This is a genomic window from Rubeoparvulum massiliense (assembly GCF_001049895.1).
GTDB classification, from domain to species: Bacteria; Bacillota; Bacilli; order Rubeoparvulales; family Rubeoparvulaceae; genus Rubeoparvulum; species Rubeoparvulum massiliense.
The window spans coordinates 428,414-446,898 of sequence record NZ_CVPE01000003.1 but is presented as its reverse complement, the minus strand read 5'-3'; the positions used below and the strand labels follow the sequence as shown (position 1 = coordinate 446,898).

The following is an 18,485-nucleotide window of genomic DNA, read 5'->3' as shown; positions in this document are numbered from 1 at the left end:
GGATGAGAACATCATGGCATTTCGTCGAAATAAAATTTCTGTAATTGGCGCAGGCTTCACAGGAGCAACTACAGCATTCATGCTTGCACAAAAAGAACTCGGGGATGTAGTCCTTGTAGATATTCCTCAAATGGAGAACCCAACAAAGGGTAAAGCATTGGATATGCTTGAAGCAAGTCCAGTTCAAGGATTCAATGTCAAAGTTACAGGTACCTCCAGCTATGAGGATACAAAAGATTCAGATCTTGTCATTATTACAGCAGGGCTTGCTCGAAAACCAGGAATGAGTCGTGACGATTTAGTTAGCAAAAACGCTGCGATCATGAAATCTGTAACAGAGCAAGTGGTGAAGTACTCACCAAATTCAACGATTATCGTATTAACCAACCCTGTTGATGCAATGACTTATGTGGCATATAAAACATCTGGATTTCCTAAGCATCGTGTGATTGGTCAATCTGGTGTCTTAGATACAGCACGTTTCCGTACATTCGTTGCAGAGGAATTAAATATTGCCGTAACTGATATCACTGGCTTTGTTCTAGGTGGTCACGGTGATGATATGGTGCCACTGCTTCGCTACTCCTATGCAGGAGGCATTCCATTAGAAACATTGATTCCAAAAGAACGCTTAGATGCCATCGTTGCACGTACACGTAAGGGTGGTGGCGAAATCGTCAATCTCTTAGGTAATGGTTCCGCATACTATGCACCAGCTGCTTCCTTAGTAGAGATGGCTGAAGCAATTCTGAAGGACCAAAAGAAAATTCTACCAACCATTGCATATCTCGAAGGTGAGTATGGCTATAAGGATCTCTATCTCGGTGTGCCAACTCTATTAGGTGGTAATGGGATTGAGAAAATCTTTGAACTAGAGCTAACAGCAGATGAGAAAGCTGCCTTAGATAAATCTGCAGAATCTGTCCGCAATGTGATGAAGGTCCTACCATTATAAGGACTACTTAATCAAGAGATCTATTTCATAGAATCAATTGAAAAGCATATATATATGAAGGAACTCAACTGAGTTCCTTTTTTCTTTTGCTTAGGGGGTGATTACCAAATGAGAAAAAGGTTCTTATGGATGGCAATACTTCTAATACTACCCAACTGTTTCTTGTTAATAGGTTGTCAAGGTGAATTCCAAGAAAATAGTGAATCAAAGTTGCACATTAATCCAATTGGCCAAGATGAACAGTATATGCTACACGAACTTCATCTTCCCCTTGATAGCCTTCCCAACCTTGATCCATATACCATTGAAAATCCAAGTCATTGGATCCCTCTCTATCAAATGATGGAAGGATTATTTCGGATTGCTTCTGATGGAGGTATCGAATATGGCTTAGCGAAAGGCTGGAGTGTATCGCCTGATTATAAAGCTTGGCGTTTTCAGATTCGCGATGCAAAGTGGTCAGATGGCACACCGATCCGTGCAGAGGACTTTCTGATAACTTGGAAGTGGATACAGAAGAAGGAGTATAAAACACTATATCAGTGGATTCTGCAGGAACGCATCTCAGAGATGAAGGTAAATGATGAGGGAAGTCTGCAAATCATAATGAAGCAACCAGAACCAGATCTGATCCAATGGTTAGCCACCATTCCTTTTTACCCCATGGCGCCTAGCTTTGATGAGGATCAGCCGCTTGTGATTAGCAATGGACCTTTTCGTTTGACAGAGAATACGGCAACACAGCTCATATTAGTCAAGAATCAGAATTACTGGGATTCACCTCATGTAAAGCTGGATCGGGTGATCTTTCATTTGCTCCCTGATGAGAGAGAGCAACTTGCTGCATACCAAGCAGGTAAGCTTCATCTATTAAGCCTAGAAAAGTTACCTTACCCATCCTATCAATTAAAAGGGACACAACTTCAAATACCTGTACCAATTATTCACTACCTTCAATTCAACCCTCGCATTTCCTTAAATTATAAGGAGGTACGACATTATTTGGACTGGTCCCTAAATAATGAGGAGCTGTTAGGGACACTTCAATTATCGCAACATCAACGTCTTCATCAGTGGCTTCAGGTTCTGCCAGATTTTTTTCTTAATCAAGCAAAGCGTGAAGTAACCAGGGTTGAGGATCATAAGTTTGAAGCAATGGAGGAGCTTGTGCTTTTAGCTCAATGGAACCGAAGAAATTGGGAGGAAGGACAAGTAATCAAAAGTCAGCTCCAAGCAGCAGGAATACCGATACAAGTAGTTCTTGTTGACCAGAACCAATGGAAGGAAGAACGTCAACATGGTGAGTATTCCTTCATCATTGGCGAATTTACGCCATTGATCAATGATCCTATCCACCTGTTTCAAAGCATAGTTCATCTTAGTGGTGACTCATTATCACTTCAGAAAGAGAAAGAGTATCAAGAACTGCTTGAACAGGCAGTTCGTAGTGAAAATATTGATGTGCGGGCAGACGCCTTTGGAGATGTAGACTTATTTCTACTAGGTGATAGTTCGATTCTGCCTCTTTATTTAGAGTACCGTCAGGTTCAGCAAGTAGACTCTCTTCATGAGTTGAGATTTCAACGAATTACAGGGATCTATGATTGCAAATATGCGTTTATTCAATAGTGGAATAGTAAATTGTAGAGTAGTAAATTTTTGTGTAAATCTTATGAGAGCAATAAATATTCTGTTTTTTTTGAAGAAAAGCACTAGACAAATATGTAACGTAATATTACAATGTATTACATAGTATTGAATCAATATTTCTAAAAAACAAGGTGAATGCCTTGCTCATTCAACTAAAGGGGGAACAGAAATGAAACGCATGAACAAATGGTTGCTAACCATGTTAGCTGTTGTTCTTGTAATGAGCGTTGCTCTTACAGGATGCGGTAGTAAAGATGAACAACCAGCAGCTAACAACAATGAACCAGCAGAACCAGCAGCAGAAGCAAGTGAGCAAGTAATGCATTTGGATTTGAGTGACGAACCACTACTTGATCCACAAAAAGCCCAATACGACTATGAATTCCGTGTTCTTAATAATGTGATGGAAGGTCTAGTTCGTCTTGATGCAAACCAAAAGGCAACACCTGGTATAGCAGAAAGCTGGGATATCTCTGAAGATGGGATGACTTGGACATTCCACCTCCGCGATGCAAAATGGAGTGATGGAACACCAGTAACCGCTCAAGATTTTGCTTATGCATGGCAACGTGCAGTTGCACCAGAGACAGGCTCGATTTATGCAGCCATCGTTTCTGACCATGTGAAGACAGCAGAAGCTGTAGATGAAAAAACCTTGAAGGTAGAGTTAGCTAATCCAGCTCCATATTTTGAAACATTGATGGCATTCCAAACCTTCTTCCCAGCGAAGCAAGAGTTTGTTGAAGCAAATGGCGAAAAATATGGTACTGATGCAGATAAGCTTCTTTATAACGGCCCATTCATGCTTACTTCATGGGAGCATAATAACCGCCTAGAATTGAAGAAGAATGATAACTATTGGGATGCTGAAACTGTTCAATTGACAGAAATCACCCTAGATATTGTAAAGGATAGTAACGCATCACTAGCACTTTATGAAGAAGGCTCCATCGATCGTACTGGCCTTGCTCGTGAGCAAGTGCCTTTATACAAAGATCATGCTGAATTTTTAACCCTTAGTGAACCAACGGTTTTCTATATGCTATTGAATACTAAAAATGAAGCATTGCAAAATGCAAATATCCGCAAAGCCATCTCCTATGGTTTTGATCGACAAGCTTATTGCGATGTTATCTTAAATAATGGCTCTGTACCAGCTAGTGGCTTAATTCCTCCTGAAGTACCAGGACTAGGCGATCAAGATTTCCGTACAGGCAATGGTGATCTTGTTACTTATGATGCTGATAAGGCCAAAGAATATTTGACAGCTGGCTTGAAGGAACTGGGCTTAGAGAAGCTACCAACGATTCGCTACCTAAGCTATGATAATGATTCTGGTATTAAAGGTGCTGAGTTCTTCAAAGAAAACTACAAGAATCTTGGTATTGATATTACTGTAGAGAATCTACCTGTAGCAGCTGTAAAAGAAAAACGTGCCAATGGCGACTTTGATATCTTCTTCGGCGGCTGGGGTCCAGACTATTGGGATCCAATGACCTTCATGGACTTGTTCGTTACTGATGGTCCTTTTAATGAAGGTAAATGGTCTAATGCTCAATATGATGAAGCGATTACTTTCGCAAAATCAAGCAGTGATGCTGAGCAACGGATGACCCGTATGTTAGAAGCAGAAAAAATCTTGATTCAAGATGAAGCAGGTATTTCACCAGTCTTCTTCAAACGTGTATCCATACTACAAAAGCCTTATATCAAAAACTATGTAACCCATCCTTATGGTGCAGATGCTGATTGGAAATGGACATCCATTGAAGGTAAATAAGTCTTACACCATATGTGAATAGAAATTAATAAGTGCAATGAAGAGGAGTATCAAATGCGATACTCCTCTTTATTTGAACCACTTTTAGACCCTCAACGTGCTCAATATAATATTGAGTTTGAGATTGTGAATGCGGTCATGGAAGGATTACTTCGCTTAGACCCTGAAAGCAAACCAGCACCTGGAATTGCTGAAACCTGGGAGATCTCTGAAGATGGTATGGTATGGACATTCCATCTCCGTGATGCACAATGGAGTGATGGTACTCCTGTAACTGCTCAAGACTTCGCATACGCATGGCAACGAGCTGTAGACCCAGCTGTGGGTTCAATCTATGCTACCATCGTAGAAGACCATGTGAAGAAAGCAGAAGCTCTCGATGAGAAAACATTGAAGGTAGAACTAGCGAATCCTACTCCTTACTTTGATTCTCTCATGACATTCCAAACCTTCTTCCCAGCTAAGCAAGAGTTTGTGGAGGCTGCTGGTGAAAAATATGGGACAGATGTAAACCAACTCTTATATAATGGCCCATTCAAGTTAGCGCAATGGGAACATAATAATCGCATTGTTTTAGAGAAGAACCCAACTTATTGGGACGCTGATACTGTAAAACTAGAGCAAGTCACTATGGATATCGTGAAAGACTCCAATGCTGCCTTATCTCTATACGAAGAGGGTTCCATTGACCGTGTAGGTCTCGCACGTGAACAGGTACCTCTCTATAAGGATCATGCAGAATTTATGACTCGAAATGACCCGGTTGTTTTCTACATGCTAGTGAATACAGAAACTGATGTATTGAAAAATGCCAATATCCGTAAGGCTCTCTCCTATGGATTTAATCGTCAAAGCTATTGTGATGTTATCTTAAATAATGGATCCGTACCTGCCAATGGCTTAATTCCAGATGAGGTGCCTGGTCCTGAAGGTGCCAAGGACTTCCGCTCTGCCAATGGGGATCTAGTCACCTATGATTTAGATCAAGCTAAACAATACCTTGCTGAAGGCTTGAAGGAGCTTGGCTTGGAGAAGTTACCACCACTTCGTTATCTTGGTTATGATAGTGACTCTGGTATTAAAGGTTCAGAATTTGTTAAAGAAAACTATGCACAATTAGGTGTGGATATTACTGTAGAAAACCTACCAGTAGCAGCTGTGAAAGAAAAACGTGCCAATGGCGATTTTGACCTCTTCTTTGGTGGTTGGGGTCCAGACTATTGGGATCCAATGACCTTCATGGATTTATTCGTTACAGATGGCCCATTTAATGAAGGCAAATGGTCCAATGCAAAATACGATGAGATCATACAATTCGCTAAGACGACCTCTGATTCAGCATCACGGATGGAACGACTTGTTGAAGCAGAAAAGATTCTTATCCAAGAGGATGCAGGTATCATTCCTGTTTACTATCGAAATGTTTCAATGCTACAAAAGCCATATGTGAAGAACTTCGTTACCCATCCATTTGGTGCAGATACAGACTTTAAGTGGGTAGAGATTGTAGGTAAGGAAGCTCCAGCAAAATAGTTATTCTTAGTAGCAGTTCCACTTGAATTAATGTTTTTTGTTCAGTAAGAAGAGAAGAAGCTAGTTTAGCTTCTTCTCTTCTTTATTGTTTTTCTAGTAATGGGTACCAGGCTACATGAATGAACAGGAAAGTAATTAACAGAAAATTATATAAAAACAGACTAGACATAATTATTACAAAGTATTAAAATAAGTAATAACTAGTCATAAATACCATAAAAGTTAATGAATGAACGGGTTTCTATGTTAAACCTCATTATGTTGGCCCAGACCATCGGTCTAGACCATATAAAGTAAAGAAAAGTAGACTTAAGGAGGAAGAAGAGATGAAGGGGAACCGTAACAAGTGGCTGCTACTCATCCTCTCCATGCTGTTAGTGTTTAGTGTTGTTTTAACAGCATGCGGTGGTAAAGAGAGCACAACAGGTGATAACAAGAATCAATCAGGTACAGAGGGTCAAAAGCCAGAAGAAAAGCCAGAAGAAACACCAGCTGTAGAACAAGTTCTTCGTCTTACGATTTCTGACGAACCACTCTTAGATCCACAACGCTCACAGTACAATTTTGAATTTCTCGTTATTAATGGTGTGATGGAAGGCTTACTCCGTTTGGATCAAGAGAGTAAACCAACTGCTGGAATTGCAGAGAAATGGGAAGCATCTGAAGATGGGATGGTTTGGACCTTCCACCTTCGTGAGGCGAAGTGGAATGATGGTACGGCTGTAATGGCTCATGACTTTGTTTATGCTTGGGAACGTGCAGTGGACCCAGCTATTGGCTCCATCTATGCCTCCATCGTATCTGACCACGTGAAAAATGCTGAAGCACTTGATGAAAAGACGTTAAAAGTGGAATTGGCAAATCCAACACCTTACTTTGAATCATTGATGTCCTTCCAAACCTTCTTCCCTGCGAAGAAAGAATTTGTTGAAGCAAATGGCGAAGGATATGGAACAGAACCTGATAAGTTACTATATAATGGTCCCTTCAAGTTAGCACAGTGGGAGCATAATAATCGACTCGTCCTCGAGAAAAACGAGAATTATTGGGATGCAGATACAGTTAAATTGACTAAAATTACCCTCGATATTGTGAAGGATGGGAATGCTGATTTAGCTCTTTACGAAGAAGGCTCCATCGATCGGGTTGGCCTTGCACGGGAACAAGTTCCAATGTTTAAGGACCATGCAGAATATAACACCATTAGTGAACCTGTTGTATTCTATATGATGTTAAATACCAAGACCGATGTGCTAGCTAATAGCAATATTCGTAAAGCACTCTCTTATGGCTTTGACCGTCAAGCATACACTGATGTAATCTTAAACAATGGCTCGGTACCAGCACATGGGTTAATCCCAGATAATGTGCCTGGACCAGAAGGTGCCAAGGACTTCCGTTCTGCGAATGGAGATTTAGTCACTTATGATCCAGAAAAGGCAAAAGAATTTTTAAATGCAGGATTGAAAGAATTAGGTTTAGAGAAATTACCTCCACTCCGTTATCTAAGTACGGATTCAACCACAGGAATTAAGGGTTCAGAATTTGTAAAAGAAAACTACACTAAATTGGGCATCGATATTGCTGTAGAACTTGTACCAGTAGCAACTGTAAAAGAAAAGCGCCAAAAGGGCGAATTTGAGCTTTACTTCGGTGGCTGGGGACCAGACTACTGGGATCCGATGACCTTCATGGATCTATGGGTAACCGATGGTCCATTTAATGAAGGAAAATGGTCCAATGCCCAATACGATGAAATTATTCAATTTGCAAAGAGTACATCGGATACAAAAACTCGGATGGAACGTCTACTAGAAGCTGAACGCATTTTGATCCAAGATGAAGCTGCCATTGTTCCTGCTTACTATCGGACGATTGCTTACTTACAAAAACCCTATGTACAGAACTTCGTTATGCATCCCTTTGGTGCAGATCACGAGTGGAAATGGGTAGAAATCGGAGCTCACTAAAAGGCTATTTATAAGCTATCACGGGTATGTGAAAGGAAGCTATATCTTCCTTTCACATACTTTTTTTATCTTGATGATGTTATATATACTTTCCCCTAAACAATGTTTACTCTGTTCAATGATAGGCAAATTCGACATAAATCGCCATGTAAGATGACGAATATTTTGAAGTTTGGAAATAAAATTTTCTTCCCCTTCCAGTGAGTTTAGTATAAAATAGTTAAATAACATGACGGATTTTGCATATAGGGCTGTACTCAAGAGGAGGCTTGGTATTACGAGAATTAACCTTATAATTTCAAATTTTGCAATATGATAGATTTGTCTGCAAAATAATCGGCATCATATTCAGAAAAATTAATAGAATTTTTTAAAGGGCATCATCATTTATGACAAGTTGTGATATACTTGATCATATTCTACTATCATTTCGCCTCGATGCCCCTAACCTGTGTCACTAATCAGTACAACCAAGAATCTTAATCGAGGAGGTGCCCAAGTGGTACGTTATGTAGGCAAACGTTTTCTCTATATGTTACTCACCCTCTGGGTGATCATAACACTCACTTTTTTTCTGATGCATCTATTGCCTGGCGATCCCTTTTCCGATATTGAAAAGCTAACGCCAGAAATTCGGCAACAGTTGCTGTCTAATTATGGCTTAGACAAGCCTTTAATCTTCCAATACTTTGTTTATTTGAAAGAGTTGGGCACAGGTAATTTGGGGACATCGATGAAAAGTACGGGACAAACGGTGAATGATATATTAAGTGGGGCACTTCCAATCTCTGCCCAAATCGGTGCGCAAGCAGCAGCGGTAGGAATTATCTTTGGTTTACTACTAGGGATTATCGCTTCATTGAAGCAGAATACCTTTGCGGACTACTTTACCATTATTTTTGCGGTAATTTTTATGGCAGTTCCCTCATTTGTTATTGCTACCTTATTGCAGTATTTTGTGGGGTTGAAGCTGGGGTGGTTCCCGGTTGCTCGGTGGGACCGAGAGTATGCTAGTGTTTTACCTACTTTAGCCATTGCCTTTGGGCAGATCGCTTTCTTCGCACGGATGATGCGTGCAAGTATGCTTGATGTTATTGGCGCAGACTATATGATGACAGCGAAAGCAAAAGGGATTAAGCCAATTGCTGTTGTATGGCGTCATACCATTCGAAATGCTATTTTACCAGTTATCACCTTCATTCCTACTACAGTATTAGGCTTGATTACAGGCTCCCTAGTAATTGAGCAGATCTTTGCAATTCCAGGTATGGGGAAATGGTTGGTAGAATCAATCTATCGAAATGACTACTCAATCACAATGGGATTAACATTGGTGCTTGCAGCATTTTATATTGTTTCCCTCTTCCTCGTGGATGTTTTATATGGATTTGTTGACCCGAGAATACGTGTGGCAGGAGGGAAGGAGTAATGGTGGAACGAGATATTACAGAGGATATGTTTACTCCTTTAGATAAGAATTCACTAGATGCAGAGAAGATCAATCGGCCTATTGTCACATATTGGCAGGATGCTTGGGCACGCTTAAAACGTAATAAGGCAGCTATGGCATCATTGATGCTTCTTGTTCTATTAGTTGTGGTAGCGATTATCGGCCCGTTTATGAACGATTTTCGTTACAGTGATCAGAACTATTCTGAATTGAATTTAAAGCCATTTTCAGCGGCTGCATTGGAGAACAATCATTTCTTTGGAACAGATGATCTTGGACGTGATATTTGGCAACGGATCTGGGTTGGTACGAAAATCTCCCTCTTTATTGGGGTGATGGCGGCCTTACTAGATTTGATCATCGGTGTTCTTTATGGTGCAATTGCTGGTTATAAAGGTGGAAAAACCGATACGATCATGATGCGGATCATTGAGGTTGTTGTTGGTATCCCTCAATTGATTCTTGTTATCTTACTTGTATTAATTCTTGGTGGTAGTCTTTGGACCATCATTCTTGCCATGGCCATATCGGGCTGGATGGGAATGGCGCGGTTAACTCGTGGACAGATTCTGCAATTGAAGGAACAAGAATTTGTCATGGCAGCTACGACACTGGGAGCCGATACAAAACGGATGATTTTGAAGCATTTGATTCCTAATGCATTAGGTCCCATCCTCGTTACTGTAACATTTACAATTCCAAGTGCCATTTTTACAGAAGCAACATTGAGCTTTATTGGTGTAGGTCTTGAACCGCCGTTAGCAAGTTTAGGCTCCCTTGTAAACGATGGGTATAAGATGTTGCGTACCTATTCATGGAACCTGTGGTTTCCCGCTGCAGTAATCAGTATTATCATCTTAGCGTTTAACATTCTGGGAGATGGGTTACGTGATGCGTTTGACCCGAAAATGCGGAAATAGATAGGGAGGATCATGATGGAAAAAGTACTTGAGGTGAACAATCTCCATGTATCGTTCCATACGTATGCTGGAGAAGTGAAGGCAGTACGTGGAGTCTCCTTTGATGTAGCAAAAGGGGAATGCGTCGCCATCGTAGGTGAATCAGGATGTGGTAAGTCGGTTACTTCCAAAACCATCATGCGTCTCAATCCTACTCCACCTGCTGAGATTCTTCGAGGTTCCAGCATTACATTCATGGGAACTGAACTAACCCGGCTGTCGGAGAAGGAGATGCAAAAGGTTCGTGGTGCCGATATTGGCATGATCTTCCAGGATCCGATGACATCCTTAAATCCTACAATGACAGTTGGAAAGCAAATTAGTGAGGGCTTAATAAAGCACCAACACTTGAGCAAAGCCGATGCCATGAAACGCGCTATCGAGATGCTTGAATTAGTTGGAATTCCCAATCCGGTGGAACGGGTTAAACAGTATCCACATCAATTTAGTGGTGGGATGCGGCAGCGTGTGATGATTGCTATTGCCTTAGCATGCTCGCCAAAGCTATTGATTGCAGATGAACCAACCACAGCTTTGGATGTAACGATACAAGCACAGATTCTTGATCTGATGAAAGGTCTTCAGAATAAACTAGATACTTCGATTATTCTTATCACCCATGATTTGGGTGTTGTTGCAGAAATGGCTCAGCGTGTAATTGTTATGTATGCTGGCAAAGTAGTAGAGACAGGGACAGTGGATGAAATATTCTTTAATCCTAAGCATCCATATACTTGGGGATTATTGCAGTCTGTCCCTCGCCTTGATCTCGTACATGGTCAAAAATTAGTCCCAATTCAGGGAACACCACCGGACTTGCTAAATCCTCCAGTAGGTTGTCCATTTGCAGCCCGTTGCGATTATGCGATGAAGGTTTGTCAACAAGCAATGCCAGAGTATACAACGCTCTCAACTGAGCATCGTGTAGCATGTTGGCTCGAGGATCCACGTGCTCCTAAGGTTGAACGTCCAGTAGATGCTGGGGAGGTGAAAGCACAATGAGCGAATCACAACCAATTCTTGAAGTAAAGAATCTGAAGAAGTATTTTGGTAGTGGACCTCTCGCGCTCAAGGCTGTGGATGATGTCTCCTTTTCAATCAAACAAGGAGAAGTTTTAGGCTTGGTTGGTGAATCTGGCTGTGGTAAATCAACCACAGGCCGAACCATCATTCGTCTGTACGACGCAACTGCTGGTGAAGTTCTTTATCAAGGAAAAGACGTGCACAAGCTGAAAAAAAGTGAGATGAAGCAGTTCAATCGGGAGATGCAGATGATTTTCCAAGACCCATACGCTTCTCTCAATCCACGGATGACGGTTATGGATATCATTGCAGAAGGTATTGATATTCATGGCCTCTACCGAGGCAAGGATCGTCAGGATCGTGTTCGTCAATTGCTTGAAACAGTAGGTCTGAATAAGGAACACGTGAATCGTTTTCCTCATGAGTTTAGTGGTGGACAACGTCAACGGATCGGTATCGCCCGTGCCCTTGCAGTAGAGCCAAAATTTATTATTGCGGATGAGCCTATCTCAGCCCTTGATGTTTCCATTCAAGCTCAGGTTGTTAACTTGCTAAAAGAATTGCAGGAGAAACATGGCTTGACTTATCTCTTTATTGCCCATGATCTCTCCATGGTGAAGCATATCTCCGATCGTGTGGGTGTTATGTATCTTGGGAATCTTGTGGAGATTGCTCCAAGTAAGAAGCTATATGATCATCCACTTCATCCTTATACAGAAGCCTTGCTATCTGCCATTCCTATTCCTGATCCAGAGATTGAGCGTAAGCGGGAACGGATTATTTTACAGGGTGATGTACCAAGCCCAATTAATCCACCTAGCGGTTGTCGCTTCCGCACCCGTTGTCCAAAAGCGATGGGTCGCTGCGCTGAAGAACGACCAGTTATGAAGGAACTAGAAAAGGATCATTGGGTAGCTTGTCATCTCTATGATTAATCTTAACTATTCATTGAACCATTAAAACGTCATATAACGCATAGCCGTCATCAAGGGCTATGCGTTTTTACTTATAATTCATGGATACTTAACCGAAACTTTACATGATGAAGATTGCTGAAAGGATAGCGATAGTAAGAGGAATCATGTAAAGTAGAATATAGGAATGTATAGATATGGTAAGAGGAGGTAGCCATGAGTAAAATCTTAGTCGTAGATGATGAACACTCGATTCTAACATTACTTCGGTTTAATCTTGAGAAGGCAGGGTACGAAGTGATTCAGGCCATGGATGGAAATCAAGCCTTACACATGGCGCTCCATGAGCAACCTGATTGTATCATTTTAGATGTAATGCTTCCTAAGATGGACGGCATTGAGGTTTGTAAGGAGCTTCGCAAGGCAGAATGTATGGTTCCCATTATTATGCTAACTGCTAAAGATGAGGAGTTTGATAAGGTCTTAGGTCTAGAACTGGGAGCCGATGATTACATGACTAAGCCTTTCAGTCCGCGGGAGGTGGTGGCTCATGTACGTGCTCTCCTACGCCGTTCCAATCAGTATTCGCAGCCTCAGGAGGTAAGTAAGGAAGAAGAGGTATTAAAACTTGGAGTTTTGACCGTATATGTAGACCGCTATGAAGCATTGCGGAATGATGAGCTTCTACGCCTTACACCGAAAGAGTTTGAACTTCTTGCCTATTTTATTCGTAATCGTGGTCGTGTATTAACACGTGATCATCTCTTGGAAGTGATTTGGAATTATGATTTTACGGGTGATTCCCGGATTGTGGATGTCCACGTCAGTCATTTACGGGAAAAAATCGAAGATGATCCAAAGGCACCTTCCTATATCCAGACGGTACGTGGAATCGGCTATAAAATGATCGGAGAGTAGACGATGCATCGATTTCGTGCACGCATTCTAGGCTTATTCGTCGGAATTTTTTCCATTCTTCTGCTCGTATTAGGTGTTTTTTTAGTCTCCTATGTGGAACGTTTATATAAAGAGAATCTCATTGAACAGATGGAGGGGAAGGCAGAAGCCATGGCCATCCTTACTTCACACTATGTCGATGATCTTGAACTTCTTCAAGCCAAGGTACAGGAGATTGCCCCAGTTAAGCAGAGACAGCTTACGATCATCGCTAGTAACGGAGACATTGTGGCAGCATCCTATTTATCGACTCAATATATTCGTGAAAATATCGAGCATCTTCAGATTGAGACACTCTTGGAACGTGAATATGGAACTGATCTACGTTATCAGGATGATACGGGGACAGAGATGCTCTATGTGGTGAAGCCCATTTATGATATTCAGGGAGATTACTGGGGGATCGTCCGCTATGCCGTCACCATGGAAGAAGTAGACCAGATGGTCCACCAAATTTGGTACACCATAACTGTTGCCTTGCTGGTTGCCCTGATCCTGTTCTGGCTAGCAAGTCGTCGGATTGCGAAGGGGGTGGCAATCCCTATCGAAGCGATGACCCAAGTGGCGAAGCAGATTGCCCATGGCGATTATGGAGCAAGAGTCCGTTTACGACGAAATGATGAGATTGGAATGTTAACAGATGCCATCAATAACATGGCTGAAAATCTAGAGTGGCAAATGAAAAAGAATCATGAAACCCAACAAACCTTGGAAGGCATCATCCAAACCATGACCAGCGGAATTCTACTGGTAAATCAAGAAGGCCGAATAATCCTGAGCAATCCTGCAACAGAAAGATTACTTGGTTTTCTGCGTGGTGAGCTAGAGGGGAAGTTTCATATGGAGGCTGTTCGTTATGTTGGTCTCAGTGAGAAAATTGAAGCATGTCTCCGAACCGGACAAGAAGTGCGAGGAGAAATTCATGGTTATTATCCCGATGATATTATCCTAGATTCCATCTCGGTACCCTTCTTAGATGATGAGGGCAATGTTCGTGGTGTATTAACATTACTCCATGATATTACGAATATTCGCCGATTAGAAAAGATCCGTAGCCAATTTGTGGCCAATGTTTCCCATGAATTGAAGACACCGATCACATCCATCAAGGGATTTGCGGAAACCCTCCTTGAGGGGGAACTTGGTGATGCTGAGACGCTACGTCAATTCTTACAGATCATCTATGATGAGAGTGAACGGCTTCACCGCTTGATTATAGACCTGCTCGATTTATCTAAGATTGAGCAAGGTAAGGAACAGACTCAGAAGCAGCTTGTTGATTTTGTCCAACTCGTTGATCATGTTATGAAGACTCAAAGCACCCAAGCGAAAACAAAATCCATTACCATGAGCTCCCACTGCCCCAATCATCCTGTGCTCTATCTTTGTAATCATGATCAAATGATTCAGGTTCTTACCAATCTAATTGGGAATGCCATTGCTTATACTCCAATGAATGGTGCAGTGAAGATCGATCTTGTAGAATTAGAACAGAGTATTCAGCTTGCAGTCCAAGATAATGGTGTGGGTATTCCCCGCGATGATCTACCACGGATATTCGAACGCTTCTATCGTGTAGACAAGGCGCGCTCTCGTGATTCAGGGGGAACAGGTTTGGGGCTCTCCATCGTGAAGCATATTGTAGAGTCACATCATGGAGAGATTCAGGTAGAGAGCCGGTTAGGGCAAGGGTCTACATTTACTGTAATCCTGCCAAAAATCGAATAATGGAGTAAAAAATGGATGGTTCTCATAGAGCCATCCATTTTGTTCGCTATTCATGAATAAAGTTCATTTTAGAGCAAGGTTAAGGTAATGACAGACAAGATAAGATTCATCACTCCAGCAACTAAGGGAAAGAAAAAGAACCATTCGCGCATCCGAAATTGCTTTCGTAGTATGTGGTCGCCGTCAAGACTTTTTCGATAGCTCTTTTCATCCTCTGCCAGCTTCCGCATATAGGGATTACGGCTAAAGGCAATTTTTGTAGCTTGCCAACTCTTTTTAAATAGTGAAAAAAAGCCCCCATGGTTTATGGTATAAATGGCAACGATGACGATAGCTAGCAAGCCAACCATAAATGATGTATTAGAAATATGGAGGACTAGAAGTTCTGTGGTTGTGGTTTTCCAGGCATAGAGTAAGACCCCCGCAAGTAGGAAAAGGGGGGCAAGTAAGCGTGAGAAAAGCTTGGAATCTAGCATCATCAAGTCTCCTGTCAATCAGTCTTCTTCCATTATATCTTCCTGTAATCATCTTTACAAACTCTTAATACTTCCTCAACGCTCCCTTTATCTCTCCCCTGTAGAATAAAAAGTGTCAAAAGTGAAGCAGTACTTTAAGGAGGCAACATAATGGGTAAAAAATCTCTCTTTGTTGTTATGCTTACAATTTTATTGGTAGCATCTGTAGCAATCACAGGCTGTGGAAACAAGAGTGAAAATTCCAATGCCAATACAGAACAACCAGCAGGCCAAAAAACAGAAGCAAATCAAGGAAATGCTGGAACAGAGACAAAAACAGAAGCAGCATTATCAGGCACCATAAATATCGCAGGCTCTTCTACGGTTTATCCAATTACCAAGGTGGTAGCAGAAGACTTCCAAAAAGCGAACAAGGATGTACGTGTTCCAATTCAAGTGACAGGAACTGGTGGTGGATTTAAGCAATTTGTTAAAGGTGATGTAGAGATAAACAATGCATCTCGTGCGATTAAAGAGAGTGAAGCAGCAGAAGCAACAGCCAATGGGATCGAAGTGGCTGAATATAAGATTGGTTTGGACGGGATCACCGTTGTCATTAACTCCGCCAATGATTGGGCGAAAGAGATTACCACTGAGCAGTTGAAAAAAATGTGGGAACCAGCAGCTGAAGGCAAGGTTATGAAGTGGAGCGATATTGACCCTGCATGGCCCGATGAAAAAATCAATTTCTACAGTCCAGGTACTGATTCAGGTACATTTGGTTTCTTCACAGAAGCGATTGTTGGTGAAGAAGGATCGATGCGAACCGATGTGGTTCAATCAGAAGATGATAACGTATTGGTCATGGGTGTAGCTGGTGATAAATATGCCATTGGATACTTTGGTTACGCCTACTATGTTGAGAACAAGGATACATTACAGGAAGTAACCCTTGATGGAGTAGCCCCAACTGTAGAATCTATCAATAATGGAAGCTATGCCATCTCCCGTCCTCTCTATCTCTATGTGAATGTGGGTGCGATTAAAGAGAAGCCTGAATTAAAAGCATTCCTTACATTCTACTTTGAGAATGGGAAAGAGTATGTGGCAAGCCAAGGCTATGTGCCTCTCAACGATGAAGATTATCAAAAGCTTGTACAAGAAGTAGATAATGTGAAGTAAGTCGCTGGCAACAGAATGGATGGGTGGCGCTCCTGATTTTACAGGTGCGTCACTTTTCCCATCACAGCTTGCCCTACGAAGGGGAAAGGGGTTTGCAGTGTGACCAATTTGATTTCAACAACAAAAGAGAAAGGTTTAGTTCGGACGAAGCGAGGAATTGGTGACCGAATTATCCCTGTTATTCTATTTCTGTGCACCATGGTCTCGATCGTGACAACAGTAGGGATCGTCTTGACACTGTTAGTGGAAGCAGTACGCTTTTTCAGAGAGGTGTCAATCCTCGATTTCTTTACTGGTACAGAATGGACGCCACTATTTGCAGGAGAAAGCCAAAAATTTGGTGTGCTTCCCCTGATCGTAGGTACACTGTGGATCACCTTCTTTGCCAGTTTAGTTGCCTTACCACTTGGTTTATTCTCAGCCATCTATCTCAGCGAATATGCATCGGTAAAAATACGGAGAAGAATTAAACCTATCTTAGAAGTACTGGCAGGCGTTCCTACCATTGTGTATGGATTTTTTGCTTTACAATTTGTTACGCCCATTATCCGTCAACTCTTTCCTGAAACTTCGATTTATAATGCAGCCAGTGCCGGTATTGTAGTTGGTATCATGATCCTCCCCATGGTTGCCTCCATTAGTGAGGACGCCATGACAGCGGTACCTCGTTCATTACGACAAGCTGCCTACGCTTTAGGATCTACTCGCTACGAAGTGGCGATGAAAGTTGTGGTACCTGCTGCACTTTCAGGAATTATTGCATCCTTTATATTAGGTATTTCCCGGGCAATCGGGGAGACGATGATCGTGTCCATCGCTGCAGGCTCCTCGCCTAATTTGACCTGGAATCCATTGGAGAGTATTCAGACCATGACCGGTTATATTGTACAAGTAAGTACAGGAGACGTGGAACATGGAGGGGTGAAGTATTTAACGATGTTCGCTATTGGTTTCACACTTTTCATCTTCACCTTTGTCATGAATCTGATCGCTTCTTGGGTCTCTCGCCGTTTTAAGGAGGAGTATTGATGGAACAGAATGATCTAGCCATAAAACGTATGATGCAGCGTAAGCGAAGAGATCGGTTGATGAAAGGAATCTTTTTGTCAGCCACTGCCTTTGGCATTATTATGTTAACGATTTTAATTATCAACATCCTGACCAAAGCGTGGGGTTGGGTAGACTGGCAATTTATCACCAGCCTTGACTCCTCTCGACCGAAGGAGGCGGGGATCATCGCTGCCCTTGTAGGGTCACTGTGGATTATGCTCTTCACTGCCCCCATTGCCTTTATCCTAGGTGTTGCTACAGCAATCTATTTGGAGGAGTACGCTAAGCAGAGCTGGTTAACTCGCCTGATCCAAACCAATATCTCCAATCTAGCTGGTGTACCCTCCATTGTCTTTGGAATGATGGGCTTTTCCCTCTTTGTTTTTACACTTGGACTTGGTCGCAGTATTTTAGCTGGTGCTTTAACCATGGCTCTATTGATCCTCCCCATTGTAGTCGTAGCTTCGCAGGAGGCGATTCGTAGCGTCCCTCAAAGCTTGCGTCAAGCATCCTATGCAATGGGTGCAACGAAATGGCAAACCATGCGTCGAATTGTACTTCCTAGTGCATTTCCAGGGGTGTTAACAGGGATTATCCTCGCATTGTCTCGGGCAATTGGTGAGACGGCTCCACTGCTGATGATTGGAGCTGCAACATTCGTTTATTTCTTGCCAGAAGGACCGCTTGATCGTTTCACAGCATTACCCATTCAAATCTATAGTTGGGTAACGCAACCGAAGGCAGAGTTCGCCAATGTGGCTGCTGCAGGGATTGTGGTGCTACTTGTCATCTTATTAGGAATGAACTCCATTGCGGTCTATTTACGTAATCGCCTTCAGAAACGGGGCTAACTAGACTTCAATTATTTTGCAACGGGGG

The 18,485-nt window shown here is 42.0% G+C and carries 15 protein-coding genes; 14 read left to right on the top strand and 1 reads right to left on the bottom strand.

Features of this window, described 5'->3' with window-relative positions:
* Positions 1 to 13 precede the first annotated feature (13 nt).
* From mdh to pnpS, 11 genes are all read left to right on the top strand, one after another.
* A complete protein-coding gene (gene mdh, locus BN1691_RS02250; RefSeq protein WP_048600602.1) occupies positions 14 to 955 on the top strand; it encodes a malate dehydrogenase in 942 nt (313 codons plus the stop codon).
* Positions 956 to 1,201: 246 nt separating this feature from the next.
* Entirely contained in the window at positions 1,202 to 2,584 is a 1,383-nt protein-coding gene (locus tag BN1691_RS02245; RefSeq protein ID WP_187116841.1) for an ABC transporter substrate-binding protein, read from the top strand.
* Positions 2,585 to 2,774: 190 nt separating this feature from the next.
* The gene (locus BN1691_RS02240) at positions 2,775 to 4,385 is read left to right on the top strand and encodes a peptide ABC transporter substrate-binding protein (RefSeq protein WP_048600600.1); all 1,611 of its coding nucleotides are present in this window, start codon (positions 2,775 to 2,777) and stop codon (positions 4,383 to 4,385) included.
* Positions 4,386 to 4,439: 54 nt separating this feature from the next.
* The gene (locus BN1691_RS02235) at positions 4,440 to 5,918 is read left to right on the top strand and encodes a peptide ABC transporter substrate-binding protein (RefSeq protein ID WP_048600599.1); all 1,479 of its coding nucleotides are present in this window, start codon (positions 4,440 to 4,442) and stop codon (positions 5,916 to 5,918) included.
* Between the two features lie 326 nt (positions 5,919 to 6,244).
* Entirely contained in the window at positions 6,245 to 7,888 is a 1,644-nt protein-coding gene (locus BN1691_RS02230; protein ID WP_048600598.1) for a peptide ABC transporter substrate-binding protein, read from the top strand.
* A gap of 499 nt (positions 7,889 to 8,387) precedes the next feature.
* The gene (locus BN1691_RS02225) at positions 8,388 to 9,317 is read left to right on the top strand and encodes an ABC transporter permease (RefSeq protein ID WP_048600597.1); all 930 of its coding nucleotides are present in this window, start codon (positions 8,388 to 8,390) and stop codon (positions 9,315 to 9,317) included.
* The gene (locus BN1691_RS02220; RefSeq protein WP_048600596.1) at positions 9,317 to 10,258 is read left to right on the top strand and encodes an ABC transporter permease; all 942 of its coding nucleotides are present in this window, start codon (positions 9,317 to 9,319) and stop codon (positions 10,256 to 10,258) included. Before BN1691_RS02225 ends, BN1691_RS02220 begins: the two co-directional genes overlap by 1 nt.
* A 15-nt stretch (positions 10,259 to 10,273) precedes the next feature.
* Entirely contained in the window at positions 10,274 to 11,299 is a 1,026-nt protein-coding gene (locus BN1691_RS02215) for an ABC transporter ATP-binding protein (RefSeq protein ID WP_048600595.1), read from the top strand.
* Entirely contained in the window at positions 11,296 to 12,255 is a 960-nt protein-coding gene (locus BN1691_RS02210) for an ABC transporter ATP-binding protein (RefSeq protein ID WP_048600594.1), read from the top strand. The genes BN1691_RS02215 and BN1691_RS02210 overlap by 4 nt, the downstream gene beginning before the upstream one ends.
* Before the next feature lie 195 nt (positions 12,256 to 12,450).
* Positions 12,451 to 13,152 (top strand): response regulator transcription factor, encoded by a 702-nt coding sequence (locus BN1691_RS02205; protein WP_048600593.1) that lies wholly within the window; start codon positions 12,451 to 12,453, stop codon positions 13,150 to 13,152.
* Between the two features lie 3 nt (positions 13,153 to 13,155).
* Positions 13,156 to 14,919, top strand: coding sequence for a two-component system histidine kinase PnpS (pnpS, locus tag BN1691_RS02200; protein WP_048600592.1), 1,764 nt, complete (start codon positions 13,156 to 13,158; stop codon positions 14,917 to 14,919).
* A gap of 68 nt (positions 14,920 to 14,987) precedes the next feature.
* Here pnpS and BN1691_RS02195 read toward each other — a convergent pair whose 3' ends face one another.
* Positions 14,988 to 15,395: a DUF3899 domain-containing protein gene (locus BN1691_RS02195; RefSeq protein ID WP_048600591.1), complete on the bottom strand. Its 408-nt coding sequence runs from the start codon at positions 15,393 to 15,395 to the stop codon at positions 14,988 to 14,990.
* Positions 15,396 to 15,545: 150 nt separating this feature from the next.
* Between BN1691_RS02195 and BN1691_RS02190 the strand changes: the two genes are divergently transcribed.
* The 3 genes from BN1691_RS02190 to pstA all read left to right on the top strand — a co-directional run bounded on the left by BN1691_RS02190 (position 15,546) and on the right by pstA (position 18,457).
* Positions 15,546 to 16,556 carry a PstS family phosphate ABC transporter substrate-binding protein gene (locus BN1691_RS02190; RefSeq protein ID WP_197082480.1) on the top strand — a complete coding sequence of 337 codons (1,011 nt, stop codon included), beginning with the start codon at positions 15,546 to 15,548 and terminating at the stop codon, positions 16,554 to 16,556.
* A gap of 108 nt (positions 16,557 to 16,664) precedes the next feature.
* On the top strand, positions 16,665 to 17,585 hold the full coding sequence (gene pstC / locus BN1691_RS02185) for a phosphate ABC transporter permease subunit PstC (protein ID WP_390621626.1): 921 nt from the start codon (positions 16,665 to 16,667) through the stop codon (positions 17,583 to 17,585).
* Complete coding sequence (gene pstA, locus BN1691_RS02180; RefSeq protein ID WP_048600589.1) at positions 17,585 to 18,457, top strand: phosphate ABC transporter permease PstA; 873 nt, start codon at positions 17,585 to 17,587, stop codon at positions 18,455 to 18,457. Before pstC ends, pstA begins: the two co-directional genes overlap by 1 nt.
* The last annotated feature ends 28 nt before the right edge of the window (positions 18,458 to 18,485 follow it).